General features: G+C 74.6%; 16 protein-coding genes. 8 read left to right on the forward strand and 8 right to left on the reverse strand.

Annotation, left to right across the window (positions count from 1 at the left end; translation table 11 throughout):
- Positions 1-61 precede the first annotated feature (61 nt).
- The 3 genes from ACZ7KX_RS02880 to ACZ7KX_RS02890 all read left to right on the forward strand — a co-directional run bounded on the left by ACZ7KX_RS02880 (position 62) and on the right by ACZ7KX_RS02890 (position 5,103).
- A complete protein-coding gene (locus tag ACZ7KX_RS02880) occupies positions 62-1,660 on the forward strand; it encodes a 4-coumarate--CoA ligase family protein (RefSeq protein ID WP_470324951.1) in 1,599 nt (532 codons plus the stop codon).
- An 88-nt stretch (positions 1,661-1,748) separates the two neighbouring features.
- Entirely contained in the window at positions 1,749-2,369 is a 621-nt protein-coding gene (locus tag ACZ7KX_RS02885) for a TetR/AcrR family transcriptional regulator (RefSeq protein ID WP_470324952.1), read from the forward strand.
- A gap of 148 nt (positions 2,370-2,517) precedes the next feature.
- A complete protein-coding gene (locus ACZ7KX_RS02890; RefSeq protein WP_470324953.1) occupies positions 2,518-5,103 on the forward strand; it encodes a SpoIIE family protein phosphatase in 2,586 nt (861 codons plus the stop codon).
- A gap of 100 nt (positions 5,104-5,203) precedes the next feature.
- On the opposite strand, the gene ACZ7KX_RS02895 is transcribed toward ACZ7KX_RS02890, so the two are convergent.
- The 8 genes from ACZ7KX_RS02895 to ACZ7KX_RS02930 form a co-directional block, all read right to left on the reverse strand.
- Positions 5,204-6,805 (reverse strand): MFS transporter, encoded by a 1,602-nt coding sequence (locus ACZ7KX_RS02895; RefSeq protein ID WP_470324954.1) that lies wholly within the window; start codon positions 6,803-6,805, stop codon positions 5,204-5,206.
- A 101-nt stretch (positions 6,806-6,906) separates the two neighbouring features.
- On the reverse strand, positions 6,907-7,503 hold the full coding sequence (locus tag ACZ7KX_RS02900) for a TetR/AcrR family transcriptional regulator (RefSeq protein WP_470324955.1): 597 nt from the start codon (positions 7,501-7,503) through the stop codon (positions 6,907-6,909).
- 189 nt (positions 7,504-7,692) lie between these two features.
- On the reverse strand, positions 7,693-8,085 hold the full coding sequence (locus ACZ7KX_RS02905) for a cell division protein SepF (protein WP_350525197.1): 393 nt from the start codon (positions 8,083-8,085) through the stop codon (positions 7,693-7,695).
- A gap of 283 nt (positions 8,086-8,368) precedes the next feature.
- On the reverse strand, positions 8,369-8,884 hold the full coding sequence (locus ACZ7KX_RS02910) for a DinB family protein (RefSeq protein ID WP_470324956.1): 516 nt from the start codon (positions 8,882-8,884) through the stop codon (positions 8,369-8,371).
- 66 nt (positions 8,885-8,950) lie between these two features.
- Entirely contained in the window at positions 8,951-9,646 is a 696-nt protein-coding gene (locus ACZ7KX_RS02915) for a TVP38/TMEM64 family protein (protein ID WP_470324957.1), read from the reverse strand.
- Between the two features lie 149 nt (positions 9,647-9,795).
- The gene (locus ACZ7KX_RS02920; RefSeq protein WP_470324958.1) at positions 9,796-10,341 is read right to left on the reverse strand and encodes an RICIN domain-containing protein; all 546 of its coding nucleotides are present in this window, start codon (positions 10,339-10,341) and stop codon (positions 9,796-9,798) included.
- 23 nt (positions 10,342-10,364) lie between these two features.
- The gene (locus tag ACZ7KX_RS02925; RefSeq protein WP_470324959.1) at positions 10,365-11,135 is read right to left on the reverse strand and encodes a dienelactone hydrolase family protein; all 771 of its coding nucleotides are present in this window, start codon (positions 11,133-11,135) and stop codon (positions 10,365-10,367) included.
- A gap of 93 nt (positions 11,136-11,228) precedes the next feature.
- On the reverse strand, positions 11,229-12,470 hold the full coding sequence (locus ACZ7KX_RS02930; RefSeq protein ID WP_470324960.1) for an MFS transporter: 1,242 nt from the start codon (positions 12,468-12,470) through the stop codon (positions 11,229-11,231).
- Between the two features lie 181 nt (positions 12,471-12,651).
- Here ACZ7KX_RS02930 and ACZ7KX_RS02935 point away from each other — a divergent pair, with 181 nt between their 5' ends.
- The 5 genes from ACZ7KX_RS02935 (at position 12,652) to ACZ7KX_RS02955 (ending at position 17,495) form a co-directional block, all read left to right on the forward strand.
- Complete coding sequence (locus tag ACZ7KX_RS02935; protein ID WP_350525203.1) at positions 12,652-13,842, forward strand: ROK family transcriptional regulator; 1,191 nt, start codon at positions 12,652-12,654, stop codon at positions 13,840-13,842.
- A 132-nt stretch (positions 13,843-13,974) separates the two neighbouring features.
- Entirely contained in the window at positions 13,975-14,391 is a 417-nt protein-coding gene (locus ACZ7KX_RS02940) for a TOBE domain-containing protein (RefSeq protein WP_470324961.1), read from the forward strand.
- A gap of 82 nt (positions 14,392-14,473) precedes the next feature.
- Positions 14,474-15,211, forward strand: coding sequence for a glycerophosphodiester phosphodiesterase (locus ACZ7KX_RS02945; protein ID WP_470324962.1), 738 nt, complete (start codon positions 14,474-14,476; stop codon positions 15,209-15,211).
- Positions 15,208-16,314, forward strand: coding sequence for a winged helix DNA-binding domain-containing protein (locus ACZ7KX_RS02950; protein ID WP_470324963.1), 1,107 nt, complete (start codon positions 15,208-15,210; stop codon positions 16,312-16,314). The genes ACZ7KX_RS02945 and ACZ7KX_RS02950 overlap by 4 nt, the downstream gene beginning before the upstream one ends.
- 92 nt (positions 16,315-16,406) lie before the next feature.
- Positions 16,407-17,495 carry an AI-2E family transporter gene (locus ACZ7KX_RS02955; protein WP_470324964.1) on the forward strand — a complete coding sequence of 363 codons (1,089 nt, stop codon included), beginning with the start codon at positions 16,407-16,409 and terminating at the stop codon, positions 17,493-17,495.
- Positions 17,496-17,497: the final 2 nt, after the last annotated feature.

Here is a 17,497-nt window from a genome sequence, read left to right on the forward strand (position 1 = left end):
CCTGAACGCGCACCGCACGCAGGTTTAGTTGCCGCGTCAACTTCCTTACTGGAGGCATGCCTTGGTGTTCCGAAGCGAGTTCCCGGACGTCCCCGTCGTCGACCTGCCGGTCCATGACGCGGTCCTCGGCGCCGCGGCCCGGTACGGCGACCGGCCGGCCCTGATCGACGGCCTCACCGGGGAGCACGTCAGCTACGCGCAGCTCGCCGCCGCCGTCGATCGGGTCGCCGCCGGCCTGGCCGAGCTGGGCGTGCGCCGGGGCGACGTCCTCGCCCTGTTCAGCCCCAACTCGACCGTCTACCCGATGGCCTACTACGGCGCCACCCGGGCCGGCGCCACCGTCACCACGGTGTCCTCCCTGGCCACGCCCGCCGAACTGGCCGGCCAGCTGTGCGACAGCGGCGCCCGCTGGCTGGTCACCGTGTCCCCGTTCCTGCCCACCGCCCGTGCGGCCGCCGAACTGGCGGCCGGGCAGGGCCGCCCGCTGACCGAGATCGTCGTCCTGGACGGCGCCGACGGCCACCGCTCGCTCGCCGACCTGCTCGCCGCGCCCGGCCCCGCCCCCGAGGTCGCCATCGACCCGGGCGAGGACGTCGCCGTGCTCCCCTACAGCAGCGGTACCACCGGCCTGCCCAAGGGCGTCATGCTCACCCACCGCTCGATCGCCACCAACCTCGCCCAGTGCGACGCCCTCTACCGCCCCGCCGAGGGCGAGCGGGTGCTCGCCGTCCTCCCCTTCTTCCACATCTACGGCCTCGCGGCGCTGCTCAACCAGCCGCTGCGCTGCGGCGCCACCGTGGTCGTGCTGCCCCGCTTCGACCTGGAGCAGTTCTGCCGGGCCGTCGAGGAGCACCGGGTACAGGCCCTGGTGGTGGCGCCGCCGATCGCCCTGGCGCTGGCCAAGCACCCGGCCGTGGACCGGTACGACCTCTCCTCCGTCGAGTACCTGCTGTGCGCCGCCGCCCCGCTCGACCGCGAACTCGCCGACGCCTGCGCCCGGCGCCTCGGCCTGCCGCACCTGCTCCAGGGCTACGGCATGACCGAGCTCTCCCCGGTCACCCACGTGGTCTCCCCCCGGGAGGGCGACCCCCCGCGCGGCTCGGTCGGCCGGATCGTCCCCTCCACCGAACTGCGGGTCACCGCCCTGGACGGCTCCGCCGGGGACCTCGGCGCGGGGGAGCGCGGAGAACTGCTGATCCGCGGCCCCCAGGTGATGAAGGGCTACCTCGGCCGCCCCTCCGCGACCGCCGCCGTGATCGACGCCGACGGCTGGCTGCACACCGGCGACGTCGGCTACGTGGACGAGCTCGGCTACCTGTACATCGTCGACCGGGTCAAGGAACTGATCAAGTACAAGGGCTACCAGGTCGCCCCCGCCGAACTGGAGGCCGTGCTGCTCGGCCACCCCGAGATCGCCGACGCCGCCGTGATCGGCGTGCCGGACGCCGACGGCACCGAGTGCCCCAAGGCCTTCGTGGTCCGCACCCCGGGCAGCGCCCTGACCGCCGAGGAGGTCACCGGATACGTCGCCGGGCTGGTCGCCCCGTACAAGAAGGTCCGCGCGGTGGAGTTCGTGGACGCCGTCCCCAAGTCCGCGGCCGGCAAGATCCTCCGCCGCGAACTGCGCGCCCGCGAGGCCGAGCGCGCCGCCGTCAACTGAGCGGGCGGGCCCCCGCGGACGAAGACCGGTGCCCGTCTGTGAGGATCGACCCACCGCGTCCCCACCGGAACAGGAGCCGCCCGCAGCCATGGCCAGCCACGCCGCCGCCCGCACGCCCCAGCAGGACCGCAGCCGCGCGACCAGGGCCCGGCTGCTCGCGGCGGCCGTGGACTGCCTGGCCGAACTCGGCTGGAACGGCTCCACCGTCACCGTCGTCGCCGAGCGCGCCGGCGTCTCCCGGGGCGCCGCCCAGCACCACTTCCCGACCCGCGAGGACCTCTTCACCGCGGCCGTCGAGCACGTCACCGCCGAGCGGCTGGCGGCCGTCCGCGCGCACGCGGACGAGCTGCCCGCCGCCGGCCCCGACCGCACCCGCGCCGTGGTCGACATGATCGTCCGCCTCTACACCGGCCCGCTGTTCCGCGCCGCCCTGCACCTGTGGACCGCCGCCGCCACCGAGGAGGCGCTGCGCGAGCGGATCATCGCCCTGGAGGGGCACGTGGGAAGAGAGGCCCACCGGGCCGCCGTGGAGTTCCTGGACGCCGACGAGGGCCGCCCCGGCGTGCGCGAATCGGTGCAGGCCACCCTGGACCTCGCCCGCGGGCTGGGCCTGGCCAACCTGCTCACCGACGACAGCCTCCGACGTTCCGGGGTGATCCGGCAGTGGGCGGGCGTTCTTGAGAGTACGCTGCGCCCGGTACGCCCATGACGCCCGTACATCCGGAGCGGCCGGACAACCCCTGACCAAGGGGTCGCCGGGCGGCTGATGTCCGTGCAGTCTGGAGAAGAACCCCGGCCGACACGGACCGCGAGGCCCACCCGGCCGGGCACGAGCCGAACCGGGGTGCTGCCTGATCATGCACGGACACGAGTGGGACGCGACCGACGCCGCGCGCACGGCACCGGGCGGCACTCCGGCACGTCCCGAGGGCGACGGCCACGAGGGCGAACGCCACGAGGGCGAACACCCCGGAGGTGAGCACCGCGGGGGTGATCACCACGGGAGTGAGCGCCCCGAAGGCGGACTCCCCGAAGGCGCACTCCCCGAAGGCCACCGGCTCGTCCCGCTCGCGACGGCCCTGCTCCAGGACGACGGCCTGATCCTGCACTGGAGCGAGGACGCCGAGGCCCTGCTCGGCTACACCAGCGAGGAAGCCGTCGGCAGCTACGCCGCCCAACTGCTCACCGACGGCGGCGACCGCGCCGAGGTGCTGGACCTCTTCGAACGGATCATGACCGGCAGCGGCTGGTCCGGCGTCTTCCCGGTCCGCCACCGCGACGGCCACAAGGTCGACCTGGAGTTCCGCACCTACCCCATCGCCGGCCCGGCCGGCACCCTGCTGCTCCTCGCCACCGCCTCCGACACCCGCGCCCTGCACGCCGTCGAGGCCGACCTCGCGGTGCTGGACGGCATCTTCGGTCGCTCCCCGATAGGGATGGCCGTCTACGACACCGACCTGCGCTACGCCCGGATCAACGAGGCGCTCGCCCGGATGAACGGCGTACCGGTCGCCGCGCACCTCGGCCGGCGGATATCCGCGGTGCTCCCCGGCATCAACACCGCCGAGATCGAGCAGATCATGCGCCAGGTGCTGCGGACCGGCAAGCCCGTCGTGGACGCCCGCTCGCACGGCCGCGTCCCCGGCGACCCGAAGCGGGACCGCGCCTGGTCCGCCTCCTACTTCCGCCTCGAAGACTCCACCGGCCGGGTCTTCGGCGTCTGCTCCTCGATCATCGACGTCACCGAGCGCTTCCAGGCCGAGGCCCGCGCCTCCCGGGCCCAGGAACGGCTCAGCACCATCGCCGAGGCCACCGCGCGGATCGGCACCACCCTCGACCTCCAGCGCACCGCCGAGGAACTGATCGAGGCCGTCGTCCCCCGGTTCGCCGACTTCGCCACCGTCGACCTGCTGGAGCCGGTGCTGCGCGGCGCCGAGCCCACCCCGATCCCCACCGACCGGACCGTCACCCTGCGCGCCGTCGCCGTCGGGGAGAACTACGAGACCGGGCTCGCGCACGCCGTCGACGTCGTCGGCGAGACCTCCGAGTACGCCCCCGACCGCAGCTACACCCAGTGTCTGCGCAGCGGGAAGCCGCTGCTGCGGGCCCAGGTGGACGAGGAGGTGCTGCGCGGGCTGGTCTCCAGCGAGGACCGGGTGGCCCCCGGGATGGCGGCGGGCATCCACTCGTACCTGATGGTGCCGATCACCGCCCGGGGCATGGTGCTCGGCGGATCCGAGTTCATCCGGATGCGCAACCCCGAGCCCTTCACGGCCGCCGACGTCGCACTCGCCGAGGAGCTGGTCGCTCGCACCGCGCTGGCGCTCGACAACGCCCGGCTCTACCGGCGCGAACGGGAGACCGCCCTCACCCTGCAGCGCAGTCTGCTGCCGCAGGAGGTGCACCGCACCCTCGGCCTGGAGATCGCCTACCGCTACCTGCCCAGCAGCGTGGTCAGCGAGGTCGGCGGCGACTGGTTCGACGTCGTCCCGCTGTCCTGCGGGCGGGTCGCCCTGGTGGTCGGCGACGTGATGGGCCACGGCATCCGGGCCGCCGCCACGATGGGCCAGCTGCGCACCGTCGCCCGGACCCTCGCCACCCTGGACATGCCGCCCGAGCAGGTCCTCACCCGGCTGGACGAGACCGCCTCCGGAATCGGCGAGGGCCAGTTCGCCACCTGCATCTGCGCGGTGTACGACCCGCTGGAGCGCACCGTCCAGGTCGCCTCGGCCGGGCACCTGCCACCGGTGCGGGTCGCCCCCGACGGCACCGCCGAGCGGGTCGAGGTGCCGCCGGGCGTACCGCTGGGCGTGGGCGGCGTCGCCTTCGAGTCGATCGAGTTCACCATCCCCGAGGGCGGCATGGTCGCGCTCTACACCGACGGCCTGGTCGAGCGGCGCGGCCAGGACCTGGACGACGGGATCGACCTGTTCGCCCGCACGCTCTCCGGGCCCGGCCGGACCCTGGAGGAGAGCTGCGACGCCGTCCTCGCCGCCCTCGTCACCGACGGCACCGAGGACGACATCGCGATGATCATGGCCCGGGTGCTGCCGCTGCCCGCCGACCGGATCGCCACCCTCCCGCTCAGCGGCGGCGGCCGGCTGCCCGGCAAGGCCCGCCGCTTCACCCGCGCCACCCTGGAGTCCTGGGGCCTGTCCGCGCTCACCGACTACGCCGAACTGCTCGTCAGCGAGCTGGTGACGAACGCCCTGCTGCACGCCGACGCGCCGCGCCGGCTGCGGCTGTTCCGCGACCGGGTGCTCACCGTCGAGGTCTCCGACGCCGGCGGCCAGACCCCGCAGCTGCGCCCGTTCGCCGAGCAGGACGAGGGCGGGCGCGGGATGTTCCTGGTCAGCGAGCTCGCCCAGCGCTGGGGCAGCCGGCTCACCCGGGACGGCAAGGTCGTCTGGGCGGAGCTGGAGCTGCCCTTCGGGGCGAAGTAGCGGCGCCCGAGCGCGCGGGAACGGCCGCTCCCCTCGGGGGGAACGGCCGTTCTGCTGAGCTGCGGAGGGGATGTCCCGCTCCGGTCCTCGGGAGGGCGGGTCAGGCGTGGACCTTCTCCACCGCAGCGGCAGGCGCGTCGGCCGCCTCGGTGGCCACTCCGGCCGCGTCGGCCGTCTCTGCCGGGCGGCCCGCCGCGCCGTCCGGCCCGGAGAGCCCGCGCAGCAGGCGCCAGGCCATCACGGCCGCGCCGACCAGCAGCGCGGCGGCCAGCAGCCCGGCACCGTTCATGCCGCCGACGAAGACCTGCTTCGCACTCGCCAGCAGCGGCTGCGCCACCTCCGCCGGCAGGCCCTGCGCGACCTCGACCGCCGAGCCGAGCGACTCGCCCGCCCGGGCGGCGGCCGCCGGGTCCGTCCCGGCCGGGACGACCAGACCGTTCGCGAAGACCGAGCCGACCACCGAGCCGACCAGGGCGATGCCGAGCGCGGTGCCCAGCTCGTACGCCGTCTCCGAGACCGCCGAGGCGGCGCCGGCCTTGTCGGCGGGCGCGGCGCGCAGCACCAGGTCGGCGCCGAGCGTGTAGACCACGCCCTCGGCCGTCCCGACCAGCAGGAAGGAGGCGGCCAGCAGCAGGTAGGTGGTGTCCTGCTCCAGCCAGCCGAGGGCGCCGACGCCCAGACCCATCGTCAGCAGACAGGCCGTCAGTGCCGTGCGGGCGCCGAAGCGGCGGGCCACCCGGGCGGTCAGCAGACCGCCGACCACCGAGCCGGCGAAGGCCGGCAGCTCCGCCAGGCCCGCCTGGAGCGGCTGGTAGCCGCGGACCAGCTGCAGGTACTGCGAGACCACGAAGATCACGCCGGAGAGGCCGACCAGGGAGATCAGCGAGGCCGAGACCGCCGCGGTGAACCGGCGGTCGCGGAACAGCCGGACGTCGAGCAGCGGGGTCTCCAGTCGCAGCTGGCGGCGGACGAAGCCGGTCAGCGCGGCGGCGCCCAGCACGAAGGCGACCGGCACGTCCCAGCGGGCCACGCCGTGTGCGGCGGCCTCCTTGATCGCGTACACCACGCCGACCACGCCGGCCATCGACAGCACGACGCTCAGCACGTCCCAGCGGCCCGGCTTCGGGTCCTTGGACTCCGGCAGCAGCCAGGCGCCGAGGCCCAGCAGCAGGAGCAGCACCGGGATGTTCATCAGGAACACCGAGCCCCACCAGAAGTGCTCCAGCAGCACCCCGCCGACCACCGGCCCGAGCGCGGCTCCGGCGGTGGCGGCCGCACCCCAGATGCCGATCGCGGTGGCCCGCTCCCGGTCGTCCGGGAAGAGGCTGCGGATCAGCGACAGGGTGGACGGCATGATCGTCGCCCCGGCGACGCCGAGCAGCGCGCGGGCCAGGATCAGCCAGCCCGGGCCGGGTGCGTAGGCGGCCAGCAGCGAGGCCGCGCCGAAGGCGGCGGCACCGGCCAGCAGCAGCTTCTTGCGGCCGATCCGGTCGCTCAGCGCGCCCATGCTCACCAGCAGGCCGGCCAGCACGAAGGAGTAGGAGTCGCCGATCCAGAGCAGCTGGGTGCCGCTGGGGCGCAGCGTCTCGCTGATCGACGGGATGGCGAGGGACAGGACGGTCGCGTCCAGCGCGACCACGGTCACGGCCAGGACGAGGACGGCGAGGCCGGTCCAGCGCTGGCGGGCGGTCAGGGAACTCATGGCGTATCGGTGTCCGGTCTGCAGTCGGAGGTGCTGCGGTCCGTGGTGCTGGGGTGTGGGGTGCTGCGGAGTGAGGAGCTGTGGTGCGGGGGGCTGCGGTTTCAGGTGCTGCGCGGTGGGGCGTCGGTGGTGGTGTGAGCGGGGGAGGGGGCGTCCGGTCTGCGCAGTGCGCCCCCGAGGAAGAGCTCGGCGAGCGAGAAGGCGGCGTCGCGCGGGGCGAGCCGGCCGTCCTGGATGGACCAGCCGACGCCGGCGACGAGGTCGAAGAAGGCCTCGCTCAGCCAGGCGGCGCTCAGCTCGATGCGGAACACGCCCTGCTGCTGGCCGCGCAGGAAGAGCGCGTGCAGCCGGGCGATCTGGAGCTCCCAGAGGTCGTTGATCTCGTCGTTGTCGTAGAGCTGGTTCTCGCCGGCCAGGAAGGCGCAGAGCATCGCGTCCGGGACGGAGGCGTCCACCAGGCGGCGCAGCGCGGCCCCGGCGTCGCCCTCCTCGACCCCGGCGGTGTCCAGCGCGGCGGCGAACCGGCGCAGGCCGAGCAGGCCGACCTCGCGGATCAGCGCCTCGCGCCCGGGGAAGATCCGGTGCAGCGTGGCGCGGCTGATGCCGGCGGCGCGCGCGATCTCGTCCAGGTGGGCGGTCGGGCGGCGGGAGAGCACGCCGACGGCGGCTTCGAGGACGGTGTCGCGGTCGGTGGCCATGAGTCGAGTGTAGTTCATGTGAGACATGGATGTCTCAGAATTGTTTGGAGCGTCTCAAGCGAGCCTCGGATGACCCTCGACCGACCCGCCGGCGCACGGGCTCCGGGCAGCAAAAACCGGGGACGGCTGGTGCCGTCCCCGGTCGGGGGTGCCGCCGCGCCGGGGCGCCGCGGCTCAGCTCTGGTCGACTCAGCTCTGGTTGTAGAAGCCGGTCTCGTCGAGCGGGCGGTCGATCACCATCACCTCGACGTCGGCCGGGGTGAGCAGGAAGACCCGGCGGGCGATCCGCTCGATGCCGCCCCGGGTGCCGAAGATCAGACCGGAGGCGAAGTCGACCATGCGCTTGGCCTCGGCCTCCGCCATCTCGGTGAGGTCCATGACCACCGGGGTGCTCGCCCGGATGTGCTCACCGACCGTGCGGGCCGCCTCGAAGCCCGTCGGCCGCAGGGAGACGATCTTCGCGGGCGCGGCGACGGACGGCACCGTCTCCTGGTCCACCCACTCGTCGTCGTACACCGCGGCCGGGTAGTTCCCCGAGGGCATCAGCCACCCGTTGTGGTGCTCGTCGCGAAGTGCTCCCATGCCGCGCCTCCCTGTCCCGTCCCGTCTGGTCCCCCGGGGTTGCGTGCCGTTCCTTGACACGTCATCCACTCGTCGGAACTGTCCGAGTATCGCACTGTTCACCGGTCCCGTGCCCGCTCGCGACCCCCGTACGAGTCGTGCCGCGCCGGAAACCCGGGCGGACCCGGGCAAATAGAGCGGACGCGGCGCAGCGCCGTACGGTTGCGCGCGTAGACCATATCGGTCGCGGTCACCGCTTAATTGACCTTCTGTCAACAATGCGGAAACGATTTCACGCGGCGGATCACTCGCCGGTCGAACCGTCCACGGATTCGCGCAGAAGATCGGCGTGTCCGTTGTGCCGCGCGTACTCCTCGACCATGTGGGCGAGGATCCAGCGGAGCGTCACTTCCCGGTCGCGGCGCGGCCGCTTGCCCACCGTGTCCAGCGGCAGGCCGTCCGCCGCGCGGCGGGAGGCGTCGACCTCGGCGCGCCAGGTGGCGAAGTCGGCCGCGACGTCGGCGGTGTCGACGTGGTCGAAGTCGCCGTCCGGATCGTCCTTGGTCCAGTAGTGGCCGGCGGTGATCTCCTCGCCGAGCAGGATGCCCTGGAACCAGTACCGCTCGACCTCGGCCATGTGCCGGACCAGCCCGAGCAGCGAGAGGGCGGACGGCGGGACGGCGCGCAGGCGCAGCTGGTCGTCGGTCAGCCCCTCGCACTTGAGCGCGAGGGTGTGGCGGTGGTAGTCGAGGAAGGCGGTGAGGGTGGCGGCCTCGCCGGCGGCCATCGGCGGGTCCACCCGCGGATCGATGTCGGTCATGCGGGCCATCCTGGTGCCCGGCGCGGCAGGGGCGCGAACGATTTGTTCCGCCGGCCCGCCGACTGCTCAGGCGGCCGTCGCCCGGCGGCGGGCCCTGGCCGCCCGCCAGAGCCCCGCCACGCTGCCGAGGCCCAGCAGGGCGATCAGGCCCGCCGACACCAGGAACGCCGCCGAACCGGGCTCGCCCGCGCTGGCGGCCGCCGTCACGTACACGGCGGTGGTCGGCACCGCGCCGATCGCGGTGGCGAGGACGAAGGGCAGCGCGCCGGTCCCGGAGAAGGCGGCGCCGAAGTTGATCGCCTGGAACGGTACGCCGGGCAGCAGCCGCAGCACCAGCACGCTGCGGAAGCCCTGTTCGGTGAACCGCCGGTCCAGGGCGGCGAGCACCTTGCCGCGCAGGTGGGGGCGCAGCGCCTCCCGGCCGAGGCCCCGGCCGAGCCCGAAGGCCATGGCGGCGCCCAGAGTGGTGCCGAGCACCGCCATCGCGAGGCCCTGCTGGATGCCGAGCAGCAGCCCGGCCGCCGCGTTCAGCGCCGGCCGGGGCACGAAGGCGAGCGTGCCCACCGCGTACACCAGGGCGAACAGCGGCGCGAACCAGTACCCGGGCATCCGGTCCGCCAGCCCGCCGGAGAGCAGCTCCGTGGGGTTCCACAGCAGCAGCGAGCCGGCCGCCGCGCCGAGCAGCGTGATCAGCAGCGCCAGCCGCCACCAGGCGGAACGCGGGGCGGCCGGGGGCTCGGGGGTGGAACCGTGCTCGGACATCCGCCTGAGCCTAACCGGGCCGACCGGCTGCCGGGGCACCGGGCCGTGCTGCCGCCGGGCCGCGAGGCCGTCGGCGGCCGGGCCGACCGGCCGCCGACGGAACGCGGGACCACGGGACCACGGGATCAGCGGATCACGGGATCACGGGATCAGCTGTACGGGTCCTTCTCGGGGTTGTAGTGCCAGAACTGGTTGGGGGTGCCCTGGTACCCCCACTGGATCACCGGGGTGCCGGGGGTCAGGGCGCCGCCGTAGACGTCGAGGACGAGGCCGCTGTGGGCGTTGACGATGCCGCGCGGGGTGCCGGGGTGGCCGACGGGCGGGTCGCTCCACTTCTGGTTGCTGCCGCCGTTGCAGGTCCGCTGGTCGGCCTGGGTGCCCCAGGCGGTGCTGCCGTCGGGGATCTCCAGGCACTTGCCGCTGTGCAGGTTGATCCAGCCGTCGGCGGTCTGGGTCCACTTCTGGTAGTCGCCGCCGGTGCAGGTCCCGATCCGGACCGGGGCGCCGTCGTCGGTGCTCCCGTCGGCGACCTCCAGGCAGAGGTTCGGCGGCCCGGCCAGGGGCCGGATCTCGGCGGGGCCGAAGTCGTCCGCGGCTGCGGGGGCCGCCGGGGCGGCGTGGGCCACCGCGGGGGCGGCGAGGGCGGTGGTGGCGAGGACGGTGGCTGCGGCGACGAGCCGCGTACGACGGAACATCGGTCGACCTCCGGTGGTGCGGTTCAGCGCGACCGGGCGAGGAACTCCAGCAGACGGTGCCAGGAGTCCCGGGCAGCGCCGAAGTGTTCGACTGCCGACATTTCGAAGAAGTTGTGCGGGGCACCCGGATAGGTGACGAACTCGTGCGGGTGGCCCGCTCGGGTGAGGGCCGCGTCGAAGGCCTCGACCGCGGCGGACGGGATGTGCTCGTCGGCGCCGCCCCAGAAGGCCAGGATCGGGGCGGTGAGGTCGGCGGCGAGCTGGGTGGGCCCCGGGGCCCCGTTGATCGTGTCGGGGTAGCCGTAGTACCCGACCGCGCCGGTCAGTCCGAAGCGCGGTGCGGCGGCGCGGAAGGCCTGGCGGCCGCCGAAGCAGAAGCCTAGCGCGACCACTTCGGCCGGGCCATCCGTGCGCAGTCGCTCCAGGGCGGCGGTGAGGTCGGCGTCCAGGCCCTCGGGGGTGAGCGCGAGCAGGTGGGGGAGCAGGTTCGGCAGTTCGCCGAATTCCGTCGGGCGGTTTTCCGGAAAGGCCCCGGCGGTTCGGCCGTAATAGTCGAGGACGAGCGCCGGGTGCCCCTGTTCGGCGAGCCGTTCGGCGGTCTTCCGGTAGAAGCCGGAAAGGCCCTTGTTGTCCGGGAGGACGAGCACGCCGACCCCGGTGGTGACCTCCGGGCGGGCCAGGAAGGCACCGAACTCGGTGCCGTCCGCGGAGGTCAGGGTGAGCGGTGCGGCTTCGGCCGGGGGCCGGGTGACGGGGGAGAAGGCGGGCGGGGCGGCGTCCGGGTCGTAGCACACGGGAATCCCTCTCGCGGATCGCGAAAAACCGCCGGGCGCGGCTGCGCCCGACGGTCGGTGATGCTAGCGGGGAATTCCTTCCGGAATTTGCCATCATATCGTGGAGAGATCTTTTCTGGAAGGCCCTTCCGATTCCGGTGCGGTCACGTTTTCGTCGGCGGGATTCCGCTCGGCCCGGCGCAGCGCCCCGGCGCTCAGGAGCAGGGCGAGGGCGAGGGCGGTGACCAGGCCGAAGGAGGCGGTCAGCGAGGTGGCCTGGGCGAGGGTGCCGATGACCGCGGGGGCGATCAGGCCGGAGGTGTAGGTGACGGTGGCGACTCCCGCGATGGCCTGGCTGGGGTTGCTGCCGATCCGGCCGGCGGCGGCGAAGGCGAGCGGGACGATGACGGCGATGCCGATGCCGATCAGTGCGAAGCCGGGGATGGCGAGGGCGGGGCGGTCGGCGGCGACCACCAGCAGGCCGCCGACGGTGGCGACGGCGCCGCCGATCCGGGTGGTCCGGACGGCGCCGAGGCGGCGGATCGCGGCGTCCCCGGCGAGGCGGCTGACGGCCATGGTGAGCGAGAAGGCGGTGTACGAGGCGGCGGCGACGGTGGCCGAGGCGCCGGTGACGTCCCGCAGGTAGACGCCGCTCCAGTCCATCGAGGCGCCCTCGGCGAAGACCGCGCAGAAGCCCACCAGCCCGATCACCAGCGAGCTGCGCGGCGGCAGCGCGAACCGCGGGGGCTCCTGGGCGTCCTCGTGCGCCCGCAGGTCGGGCAGGCCGCGGCAGACCGGCTGGGCGAGCGCGAGCAGGACCAGTGCGGTGACGGCCAGCTGCAGCCGGGCGTCGAGGGCGAGGTGGGCGGCGAGGATGCCGAAGCCGGAGGCCAGCAGGCCGCCGGCGCTCCACATGCCGTGCAGGCCGGACATGATCGAGCGGCCGAGGCGCTCCTCGATCTCCACGCCCTGCGCGTTCATCGCGACGTCCGCCATCCCGGCGGTGGCCCCGTACGCCAGCAGCGCCACGCACAGCAGTGGCAGGGAGGGGGCGAGCGCGGGCAGGGCGAGGGCCAGGCACCAGAGCGAGAGCAGGCCGCGCACCGCGGCCCGGCCGCCGTACCGGTGGACGAAGCGGCCGGCCAGTGGCATGGCGAGGGAGGAGCCGATGGCGGGCATGACCAGGGCCAGGCCGAGCTGTCCGGTGGACAGGTCCAGGCGGTCCTGGAGCCACGGGATGCGGGTGACGAAGCTGCCGCTGACGGCGCCGTGCACGCCGAAGACCAGGGCGATGCTCGCCCGGGCCCGGCGCGGGGCGGTCAGCGGTTGCGGCGGTGGCGCGGTGGTGCGGTTCATCGGCGTTCCCTCCCGGTCGCGCGGTGCGGGGCGCGACGGTGCCCTGTGGGTGGCCTTGTCGGTAGTCAAGCGCAGGTGCGCGCAGGACGGGCCGCGCGGCGGAGGCGCGACCGGCCGGCGACGGTTCGATAAACTATCAGGAAGGGACCCTGATAGAAACACTCTGGAAGGATGAGCGGCCATGACCACCGCGCGTACGGCCACGCCGAGCACCGCCCGGGCGATCAACGACCGGCTGGCGCTCAACCTCCTGCTCGAACAGGGCCCCCTGACCGCGACCGAGCTGCGCGACCTCACCGGCCTGTCCCGGCCGACCGTCGCCGACCTGCTCGACCGCCTCCAACGCACCGGCCTGGTGGCCGTCGTCGGCGAACGCGGCGAACAGCGGCGCGGCCCCAACGCCCGGGTCTACGCACTCGTCGCCTCCCGCGCGCACATCGCCGCCTTCGACGTCCGCGCCGGCGGCGTCAGCCTGGTCGTCGCCGACCTCGCCGGGCAGGCCCTCGCCACCGCCGAGATCCCGGTCGAGGGCGCGGGCGGGCCCGGCACCGCCGCGGTGATCACCACGACCCTGCTGGAGACCGCGCGCGGCGCCGGAGTCGAGCGGCTGCACACCGTCGCGGTCGGCGCCCCCGGGCTTGTCGACCCCGCCACCGGGCGGCTGCAGAGCACCGGCAACCTCCCCGCCTGGCACGCCGAACTCCTCGCCGCACTGGAGCAACTGCCCGGCACCGACGTGATCCTGGAGAACGAGGTCAACCTGGCCGGGCGGGCCGAGTACCGGGTCGGCGCCGCGCGCGACCGCGACACCTTCGTGCTGATGTGGCTCGGCCACAGCGTCGGCGCCGCCGTCATCCTGGACGGGCGGCTGCGCCGCGGCTTCTCCGGCGGCACCGGCGAGATCTGCTTCCTGCCCGTCCCCGGGACCGTCGGGCTGCCCAGCGCCGACAGCTGCGAGGGCGGCTTCCACGACCTGGTCGGCAGCGCGGCGATCTGCGACCTCGCCCGCGCGCACGGGCTGCCCGCCGCCCCGGCCGGGGACGCCGCCGCGGCCGAGGCCGTCGTCCGGGCGGCGGTCGCGCCCGGGGCCGGCGAGGCCGACGGGCGCTTCCTGGACGAGCTGGCCGAACGGATCGCCATCGGCGCGGCGAGCGTCTGCGTGGTGCTCGACCCCGGCTGCGTGGTGCTCGGCGGGGAGATCGGCCGGGCCGGCGGCGCCGAACTAGCCGGCCGGGTGGAGCGGCGGCTCGCCCGGCTCTCGCCGCTCAGCACCGAGGTCCGGGCCGGCACGGCGGGCGGCGGCGCGGTGCTCGCCGGGGCGGTGCTGACCGCCGGGGACGCGGTGCGGCGGGACCTCTTCGGCGAGCCGTAGGGCCCCGGCGCCCGACCCGGCAGCCCTGGCTTTCCCGATGCCGCACCCGGTACGGCAGGATGGCCGCGGGGGCGCGCAGCGCCGAGGACCCCCGTCCCCCGAAGTCCCTCGAACCACCGTCAGGAGTCGCTCATGGGCCAGCCCGAGGTGCCGGCGAACCCGTACCGCATCGGAGAGGCCGCGGCGCTGCTCGGCGTCAGCGCCGACACCATGCGGCGCTGGGTGGACGCCGGGCGGCTCGCCGCCGCGCGCGACGAGCACGGGCACCGGATCATCCCCGGCGCCGAGCTCGCCGCCTTCGCCCGCGAGCTGGCCCGGCCGGAGAACGCCGAGGCCGAGGGCCGCCCGTCCTCGGCCCGCAACCGCTTCCCGGGGATCGTCACCGACGTGCTGCTCGGTGACGTGGCCGCCCAGGTGGAGATCCAGGCCGGGCCGTTCCGGGTGGTGTCGCTGATCAGCCGGGAGTCGGCGGAAGAGCTGAACCTGGTCCCCGGCGCACCCGCCACGGCGGTCATCAAGTCCACCAACGTGATGATCGAACGGCGCTGACGCCGGACCGAACGGCCTGACGCCGCACCGAACGGCGCCGATGCCGCACCGACGAGTCCCGGAACCGCAACGAGAGGCCCGGATGCCACACCTGCCGACCACCCCGAGCGCGAGCACCGACCGCCGCCCCCGGGTGCTGGCCGTCGCCCACCGCGGCGACCCCTACCGGTACCGCGAGAACACCCTGCCCTCCGTCGAGTCCGCGCTGGCCGCCGGCGCCGACGCCGTCGAGGTGGACGTCCAGCTCACCCGCGACCGGGTGCCCGTCCTGCTGCACGACCGCACCCTCGAACGGCTCTGGGGAGATCCCCGGTCGATCGACCGGGTCACCACCGAGCAGCTGGACGAGCTGCGGCAGGGCCCGCTCGCCGTCCCCACGCTCGTCGAGGCGATCAAGGCGGTGAGCGGCTCCGACGGCCGCCGGCTGCTCATCGACCTGGACGAGCCCGGCCCGGCCGCCGCCACCTGGTCCGTGGTCACCGGGCTCGGCGCCGAACGGCTGGTCGCCTTCTGCGGCCCCGTCACCGCCATGCTCGCCGTGCGCGAACAGACCCCGGACGCCGAGATCGCGCTCACCTGGAAGCAGCCGCGGATGCCCGTCCGCGCCCTGCTGGACGACCTGCGTCCGCGCTACCTCAACCCGCCGTTCGGCCTGGTCACCCCCGCCTTCACCGCCGCCGCCGCGGACGCCGGGCTCGCCGTCTCCACCTGGACCGCCGACCGGCGCCGCACCATGCTCCGCCTGCGGGACACCGGGGTCGCCTCCATCACCACCAACCGGATCGACGTGCTGCGCTCGGTGCTGGACGGCCCCCGGTGACGGAGCCGCAGCCGGTGCTCGGCACCCGGGCGCTCGGCCGGGCCCTGCTGGCCCGTCAGCACCTGCTCGCCCGCACCGACCTGACGCCCGCCGCGATGGTCCACCACCTCGGCGGCCTCCAGGCCCAGGCGGCACCCCAGCCGCCCTACCTCGGGCTGCTCGCCCGGCTCGACGGCTTCACGCCCGAAGAGCTCAGCCGCCTGCTGGAGGAACGGGCGGCGGTCCGGATCGCCCTCCAGCGCGGCACCATCCACCTCGTCACCGCCCAGGACTGCCTGACGCTGCGCCCCCTGCTCCAGCCCCTCCTGGACCAGCAGCTGCGCACCACCTACGGCAAGCGGCTCGCCGGGCTCGACCCGGCCGCGCTCGCCGCCGAGGCCCGGGAGCTGGTCGAGGAACGGCCGCGGACCTTCCAGCAGCTGGGCGCGCTGCTCGCCGGGACCCGCCCGGACCGCGACCCGGCCGCGCTCGCCCAGGCGGCCCGTTGCCTGCTGCCGCTGGTGCAGGTGCCGCCGCGCGGCCTGTGGGGGCGCGGCGGCCCGGCCGCGCACACCACCGCCGAGGCCTGGCTCGGCCGCCCGCTCGACCCGGCGCCCTCCCTCGACGACCTGGTCCTGCGCTACCTCGCCGCCTTCGGTCCGGCCACCGCGGCCGACGTGAAGAAGTGGTGCGGCCTCAGCGGGCTCACCCCGGTGCTGCGCAGGCTCGCGCCGCGGCTGCTGACCTTCCGGGACGAGCAGGGCCGGCTGCTGTACGACCTGCCGGAGGCGCCCCGGCCGGACGGGGACACCCCGGCGCCGGTGCGGCTGGTCGCGCCGTTCGACAACCTGCTGCTCTCGCACGCGGACCGCACCCGGGTGCTGCCCGAGGAGTACCGGGGGCGGGTCATGACGCAGAACGGGATCGTGCTCGGCACGCTGCTGGTGGACGGGCTGGTCGCCGGGGCCTGGCGGCTGACGGCCGAGCAGGAGGTCGTCGTGCAACCGTTCGTGGCACTGCGGCGGGCCGACCGGCAGGCGGCGGAGGCCGAGGCGCAGCGGGTGCTGGACTTCGCGGCCGGCGGCGAAGGGGGCGGCACGGTCCGCATCGAGGCGGTGGGTTAGCCGGGGCGGGGGCGCACGACGGGCGGAGCGTCGGATTCTCTGCTGAGCTGGGTCGGTCCGGACTCGTCGACGACCCCCGGCGGAGGTGGCCCGTGACCGTGGAGCGCGCGCCCGGCGACCAGCAGCGGCCCGACCACCGCAGGCCGTACCTGATGCTGCCGCCCGCACTGCGGCACGCGGCGGCCTGGTCGGCCGCGGTGATCCTGCTGATCGCCGTCGCCTCACTGGCGGTCTTCGCGCTGGTCGAGCTGCGGGCCGCGACCGTGCCCTTCGTGGTGGCGCTGCTCGGTGCCTCGCTGCTCTACCCGGTGGTGCCCTGGCTGGTGCGACGGGGCGTCGGGCGGGGCCTGGCCGCCGGGCTGACCTGCACGGTCCTGGTCGTGGCGGGCGGCGGGGTGATCGCGCTGCTGGTGAACTCCCTGGTGCACAGCGCCCCGCAGATCGCCGAGGCGCTGCCCGCGGCCGGGCGGCGGCTGGAGGACTGGCTGGGCCCGCTCGGGCACAAGATCCAGCACGCCCTGAACAACGCCAAGGGCGAGACCAACTCGCTGGTCTCGACCCTGACGAACAGTGTCCTGTCCGGGCTCGGCCTGCTCACCCAGCTGATCACCGGCGCGGTGCTGGCGCTCGCCCTGGTCTTCTTCTTCCTCCGCGACGGCCACCGCACCGGCGACGCCATCCGCTCCTACCTGCCCGGGCGCAGCGCCGAGACCGTCATCGCCTGCGCCGAACGGGCCTTCGACGCGATGGCCGGCTTCATGCGCGGCACCACCCTGATCGCCCTGATCGACGCGACCTTCATCACCATCGGCCTGCTCGCGCTCGGCGTGCCCGGTGCGGCCGGCCTCGGTGCGCTGGTCTTCATGGGCGCGTACATCCCCTTCGTCGGCGCCTTCCTGTCCGGCACGGTGGCGGTGCTGGTGGCCCTCGCCGACGGCGGCCTGGGCACGGCGCTCTGGGCGCTCGGGGTGGTCCTCGCCGTCCAGATGATCGAGGGCAACGTGCTGCAGCCGGTCATCCAGAGCCGGACGGTCGAACTGCACCCGGCCACCATCATGGTCGCCGTGGTGGCCGGCGCGGGCATCGCGGGCATCATCGGCGCCCTGCTCGCCGTCCCGGTCTGCGCGGCGGTCACCGGCGTCGTCTCGGTGCTGCGCGGCTTCCCCGAGCGGGGTGGGTAACC

The organism is Kitasatospora sp. NPDC038210, from assembly GCF_055600605.1.

Bases quoted from the DNA above. Each gene is read 5' to 3' on its own strand.
- ACZ7KX_RS02885 (WP_470324952.1), top strand. From the start codon at position 1,749: ATGGCCAGCCACGCCGCCGCCCGCACGCCCCAGCAGGACCGCAGCCGC.
- ACZ7KX_RS02890 (WP_470324953.1), top strand. From the start codon at position 2,518: ATGCACGGACACGAGTGGGACGCGACCGACGCCGCGCGCACGGCACCG.
- ACZ7KX_RS02895 (WP_470324954.1), bottom strand. From the start codon at position 6,805: ATGAGTTCCCTGACCGCCCGCCAGCGCTGGACCGGCCTCGCCGTCCTC.
- ACZ7KX_RS02900 (WP_470324955.1), bottom strand. From the start codon at position 7,503: ATGGCCACCGACCGCGACACCGTCCTCGAAGCCGCCGTCGGCGTGCTC.
- ACZ7KX_RS02905 (WP_350525197.1), bottom strand. From the start codon at position 8,085: ATGGGAGCACTTCGCGACGAGCACCACAACGGGTGGCTGATGCCCTCG.
- ACZ7KX_RS02910 (WP_470324956.1), bottom strand. From the start codon at position 8,884: ATGACCGACATCGATCCGCGGGTGGACCCGCCGATGGCCGCCGGCGAG.
- ACZ7KX_RS02915 (WP_470324957.1), bottom strand. From the start codon at position 9,646: ATGTCCGAGCACGGTTCCACCCCCGAGCCCCCGGCCGCCCCGCGTTCC.
- ACZ7KX_RS02920 (WP_470324958.1), bottom strand. From the start codon at position 10,341: ATGTTCCGTCGTACGCGGCTCGTCGCCGCAGCCACCGTCCTCGCCACC.
- ACZ7KX_RS02930 (WP_470324960.1), bottom strand. From the start codon at position 12,470: ATGAACCGCACCACCGCGCCACCGCCGCAACCGCTGACCGCCCCGCGC.
- ACZ7KX_RS02935 (WP_350525203.1), top strand. From the start codon at position 12,652: ATGACCACCGCGCGTACGGCCACGCCGAGCACCGCCCGGGCGATCAAC.
- ACZ7KX_RS02940 (WP_470324961.1), top strand. From the start codon at position 13,975: ATGGGCCAGCCCGAGGTGCCGGCGAACCCGTACCGCATCGGAGAGGCC.
- ACZ7KX_RS02945 (WP_470324962.1), top strand. From the start codon at position 14,474: ATGCCACACCTGCCGACCACCCCGAGCGCGAGCACCGACCGCCGCCCC.